The sequence below is a fragment of the Brevundimonas sp. genome, assembly GCF_031082345.1.
Lineage (GTDB): Bacteria > Pseudomonadota > Alphaproteobacteria > Caulobacterales > Caulobacteraceae > Brevundimonas.
Window position 1 is genome coordinate 8,920 of sequence record NZ_JAVHLH010000047.1, and the last position, 5,166, is coordinate 14,085.

5 protein-coding genes are annotated in these 5,166 nt (G+C 72.5%); 2 read left to right on the forward strand and 3 right to left on the reverse strand.

Annotated features, from left to right (window positions below; translation table 11 throughout):
- Positions 1 to 1,857 (forward strand): DNA polymerase I (gene polA, locus RDU12_RS04940; protein WP_308684189.1); only part of this gene is annotated, 1,857 nt, incomplete at its 5' end.
- 51 nt (positions 1,858 to 1,908) lie between these two features.
- Here the strand turns inward: polA and RDU12_RS04945 are convergent.
- Genes RDU12_RS04945 through tsaD form a run of 3 tightly spaced genes read right to left on the reverse strand, consistent with a single transcriptional unit; the run spans position 1,909 to position 4,432 of the window.
- Complete coding sequence (locus RDU12_RS04945; RefSeq protein ID WP_308684190.1) at positions 1,909 to 2,307, reverse strand: Rieske (2Fe-2S) protein; 399 nt, start codon at positions 2,305 to 2,307, stop codon at positions 1,909 to 1,911.
- Positions 2,304 to 3,302, reverse strand: coding sequence for an NAD(P)H-dependent glycerol-3-phosphate dehydrogenase (locus tag RDU12_RS04950; protein ID WP_300293335.1), 999 nt, complete (start codon positions 3,300 to 3,302; stop codon positions 2,304 to 2,306). The genes RDU12_RS04945 and RDU12_RS04950 overlap by 4 nt, the downstream gene beginning before the upstream one ends.
- 8 nt (positions 3,303 to 3,310) lie before the next feature.
- On the reverse strand, positions 3,311 to 4,432 hold the full coding sequence (gene tsaD / locus RDU12_RS04955; RefSeq protein WP_308684191.1) for a tRNA (adenosine(37)-N6)-threonylcarbamoyltransferase complex transferase subunit TsaD: 1,122 nt from the start codon (positions 4,430 to 4,432) through the stop codon (positions 3,311 to 3,313).
- 45 nt (positions 4,433 to 4,477) lie between these two features.
- Here tsaD and hemC point away from each other — a divergent pair.
- Positions 4,478 to 5,166: hydroxymethylbilane synthase (gene hemC, locus RDU12_RS04960; RefSeq protein ID WP_308684192.1), on the forward strand; the 689-nt coding region annotated here is incomplete at its 3' end.

Genomic DNA, 5,166 nt, shown 5'->3' on the forward strand with positions numbered 1-5,166 from the left:
GTCGAGCTCGTCCAGGGTCTGGACGAGCTCGACCGCTGGGTCGAGAAGGCGACCCTGGCCGGCGTCTGCGGCTTCGACACCGAGACCGATGCGCTGAGCGCCACCCACGCCGGCCTGTGCGGCGTGTCGCTGGCCGTCGGCCCCAACGAGGCCTGCTACATCCCCCTGACCCACGAGTACGAGCCCGCAGCCAGCGCCGGCGGCCTCGACTTCGGCGAACAGGCCGAGACGCGCGAGCCGATCACCCAGGTGGTCAAGGACGAGGCCCTCGCCCGGCTCAAGCCGCTGCTGGAGAACCCCGCCGTCCTCAAGGTCACCCAGAACGGCAAATACGACCTCGCCGTCATGGCCCAGCGCGGCATCCGCGTCGCCCCGATCGACGACACCATGCTGATCTCCTACGTGCTCGAGGGTGGCCTGCACGGCCACGGCATGGACGAACTGGCCCGCCTCCACCTCGGCCACGAGCCGATCCCGTTCAAATCGGTGGCGGGCACGGGCAAGGCCCAGAAATCCTTCAAACACGTCGAGCTGAAACCGGCCACCTGCTACGCCGCCGAGGACGCCGATGTCACCCTGCGCCTGTGGCGCATCCTCAAGCCGCGCCTGGGCGAGGCCCGCCTGACCACCGTCTACGAGACGCTCGAACGCCCCCTGCCGGCCGTGCTGGCCGACATGGAGCGGGCCGGCATCCGCGTCGACCCCGACCGGCTCAAGCGCCTGTCCTCCGAGTTCGGCATGCGCATGGCCGAGCTGGAGCAGCAGGCCCACACCCTCGCCGGCCGCCCGTTCAACGTCGGCTCCCCGCGCCAGATCGGCGACATCCTGTTCGGCGACATGGCCCTGCCCGGGGGCAAGAAGACCGCCTCCGGCCAGTGGGGCACCGAGGCTTCGGTGCTGGAAGAACTGGCCCTGACCCACGACCTGCCGCGCGTCCTGCTGGACTGGCGCCAGCTGGCCAAGCTCAAGGGCACCTATACCGACGCCCTGATCGAGGCCGCCGACAAGACCACCGACCGCGTCCACACCTCCTACCAGCTCGCCGCCGCCACCACCGGCCGCCTCGCCTCCTCCGACCCCAACCTGCAGAACATCCCGATCCGCACCGAGACCGGCCGCCAGATCCGCCAGGCCTTCATCGCAGCCCCCGGCCATGTCCTGATCAGCGCCGACTACAGCCAGATCGAGCTGCGCCTGCTGGCCCACATCGGCGACATCCCCGAGCTCAAGCGCGCCTTCGCCGCCGGCATCGACATCCACACCGCCACGGCCAGCGAGATGTTCGGCGTCCCCGTCGACCAGATGGACCCCGAGACCCGCCGCCGCGCCAAGGCGATCAATTTCGGCATCGTCTACGGCATCAGCGCCTTCGGCCTGGCCGCCCAGCTGAACATCGACCAGGGCGAGGCCGGGGCCTACATCAAGACCTATTTCGAGCGCTTCCCCGGCATCCGCGCCTATATGGACGCGACCAAGGTCCAGGTGCGCGAGCACGGCATGGTCCACACCTGTTTCGGCCGCCGCATCCACATCCCGGCCATCCATTCCAAGTCGGGGGCCGAGCGCCAGTTCGGCGAACGCGCCGCCATCAACGCCCCCATCCAGGGCGCCGCCGCCGACATCATCCGCCGCGCCATGGTGCGGATGCCCGGGGCGCTGGAGGCGGCCGGCCTGTCCACCCGCATGCTCCTCCAGGTCCACGACGAACTGGTCTTCGAGGCCCCCGAAGCCGAGGCCGAACGCGCCATCCCGGTGATCAAGAACGTGATGGAGGGAGCGGCGGAGCCTGCCGTGGCGTTAACGGTGCCGCTGGTGGTGGAGGCGCGGGCGGCGGGGAACTGGGACGAGGCGCATTGAGGTTAGCGGCGTCGGCGCTCGCGACGCGGTCGCTCGCTGCCTGAGCGCGACCTAGGCCGTGCGGATCATCCCGTCCGCGACCGTGACCGGCCAGGGCGTCAGCCGGGCGCCGGCGCAGGGGCCGCCGGTGCACAGGCCGCTGAGCGGCTCGAACACCGCCCCGTGCCAGCCGCACAGGATCAGGGATCCGTCCGGCGTCAGGTAGCGGTCCAGCTCGATGGCCAGCGGATGGCCCTGATGCGGGCAGCGGTCGACATAGCCCGCCACCTCGCCGTCCTTGCGGATGACGAAGCCGTGGAAGAAGGCCTCGCCGATCTGCAGCACGAAGGACCGGGCGCCGGGGTCGGCCAGCTCTGCCTCGGGGCACAGGGGGACGTTCGGCGGGGTCGACCAGACGCGCTTGCGCTCCGGTTGCGGGGCGGGGGCGGGGGCGGGCGCTGGCTCCGTCAATGCCGCTCGGCCTTGAGCGGGCGCGACAGCAGGGCGTCGATCATCCCCTGCACCGTGGTCTCGCCGGCCAGCACGTCGGCCACGGCCAGCGAGATCGGCATGTCGACCCCCGTCTTCGCCGCCAGCTCGCGCACGGCGGGGGCCGATTCATAGCCCTCGGCCACCGAGCGCTTGCCGGCCAGGGCCTGCTCCACGCTCTGGCCCTGACCGAGGGCGAGGCCGAGGCTCATGTTGCGCGACTGCGGGCTGGAGCAGGTCAGGACCAGGTCGCCGAGGCCGCACAGGCCGGCCACGGTCTCCGCCTCGCCGCCCAGGGCGACGCCCATCCGGGTCATCTCGGCGAAGCCGCGGGTGATCAGGGCGGCGTGGGCGCTGCGCCCCAGCCCGCGGCCCTCGCTGATGCCGCAGGCGATGGCCAGGACGTTCTTGATCGCCCCGCCGACCTCGGCCCCGATCAGGTCGGAGGCCAGGTAGGGGCGGAAGGTCGGGGCCGACAGGGTCTCCATCAGGGCCTGGCCGAGGGCGGTGTCGGCGCAGGCCAGGGTGACGGCGCTGGGCAGGCCGCGGGCCACCTCGCCGGCGAAGCTGGGGCCAGACAGGACCGCGGCGGGGGCGGCCGGGATGGTCTCGGCCAGCACCTCGGTCATCAGCTTCAGCGAGCCCCGCTCGATGCCCTTGGAGCACAGGACGACCGGCACGCCGATCCGGTGGTGCGGGGCGAAGGCCGTGAGCGTCGAGCGCATGTGCTGGGCCGGGGGCACGGCGAGGATCAGGTCGCAGGCGGCGAGGTCGGCGAGCTCGGCGGTGATCGAGACGCGGCTGTCGAGGACGACGCCCGGCAGGAAGGCCTCATTGATCCGCCGGGCGCGGATGCTGTCCACCACCTCGGGCTCGCGCGCCTGCAGCAGGACGTCGAGCCCCGCCCAGCCGGCCACCTGGGCCAGGGCCGTGCCCCAGGCGCCCGCGCCGATCACTCCCGCCGTGCGAAATTCCATATCCGCTCCTATGACTTGGCGCCCTTGCGGCCCGGCCTGTGGGTCGGGTCGGACAGGGCGCTCGCCTCGTCCAGCGGCCAGCGCGGCCGGGCGACGGCGTCGATATCCGAGGTCCAACCCTTCTGCAGCCGTTCCGCTCCCGCCAGAGCGATCATCGCCGCATTGTCGGTGCAATAGGCCATGGGCGGGGCGAGAAAGGCGAATCCGTTCCGCGCCGCCGTGGCTTCCAGCGTGGCGCGCACGGTCCGGTTGGCCGCCACGCCCCCGGCCACCACGAACAGGCGGTGGTCCCCGGCCCAGGCTTTCAGCGCCCGGTCGGCGCGGTCGCCGAGCTGGCGGGCGATGGCCGTCTGCACCGCATCGGCGAGGTCGGCCCGGTCCTGGTCGGTCTCGCAGGCGTGGGCGAGGCGCGAGGCGGCGGTCTTGAGGCCGGAGAAGGAGAAGTCGCAGTCCTTGCGGCCCAGCAGCGCCCGCGGCAGGTCGAAGCGGGCGCCGTCGCCGGTCTCGGCCAGTTTCTCCAGCGCCGGCCCGCCGGGGTAGCCGAGGCCGAGGGCCTTGGCGATCTTGTCGAACGCCTCGCCGGCGGCGTCGTCGATGGTGGCGCCCAGCCGGGTCATGTCGCCGACGCCGCGCACCTCCAGCAGCTGGCAATGGCCGCCCGAGACCAGCAGCAGCAGGAAGGGATAGGCCACCGGCCGGCCCAGCCGCGCCGAGACGGCATGGCCCTCCAGATGGTTGACCGCGATCAGCGGCAAGCCCCGCGCCAGGGCTGCGGCCTTGCCGAAGCTGAGCCCCACCATGACCCCGCCGACCAGCCCCGGCCCCGCCGTGGCCGCGATCCCGTCGAGGCCGTCATAGCCCAGCCCCGCCTCTTCCATGGCCCGCGCCGTCACCCCGGCGATCATCTCGACATGGCTGCGGGCCGCGATCTCGGGCACGACGCCGCCATAGGCCGCGTGGTCGTCGATCTGGCTGTGCACCACCGAGGACAGGACGGTGGCGACACCGTCCGGCGACAGGCGCACCACCGAGGCGGCGGTCTCGTCGCAGCTGGTCTCGAGGCCGAGCACGGTCAGGTCGCCCGCGGTTGCCCGGCGTCCCTCGCTGCTATAGTCGGCGGGCCTGTCCATCGGGTCGAGGTAACGACCCCGACCCCCCGGCGCAACGGCTGTCTCATGGCTCCTCTCGTCCGCATCGGCACGCGCCGCTCCAAACTGGCCCTGACCCAGTCCGGCATGATGCAGCGCGCCATCGGCCGGGCCCTCGGCGTGCCCGAGTCCGACATCGCCGAGGCCGTGCCGCTGGTCGAGATCGTCACCACCGGCGATCGGGTCCAGGACCGCCGCCTGATGGAGATCGGCGGCAAGGCCCTGTTCACCAAGGAGATCGAGGAGGCGCTGCTGGACGGCCGCGTAGACGTGGCGGTCCATTCGATGAAGGACGTCCCGGCCGAGCAGCCGCATGGCCTGTGCATCGCCGCGGTGCCGCCGCGCGAGGATCCGCGCGACGCCTTCGTCAGCGAGAGCTTCGCCACCTTCGAGGACCTCCCCATGGGGGGCCGGCTGGGGACCGCCTCGATGCGGCGGCAGGCCCAGGCGCTGGCGCTGCGGCCGGATCTGCAGATCGAGATGCTGCGCGGCAATGTCGACACCCGGCTGCGCAAGCTGGCCGAGGGCGAGTTCGACGCCATCCTGCTGGCCGTTTCGGGCCTCAACCGGCTCGGCTTCGAGGGCGTGATCCGCGAGCGGCTGTCGCTCGACGACTTCCTGCCGGCGCCGGGACAGGGGGCCCTGGCCCTGCAGACCCGGGCCGACGACCGCGGCGCGGCCTGGGTCGCGGCCCTGGACGATCCGGCGACCGCCCT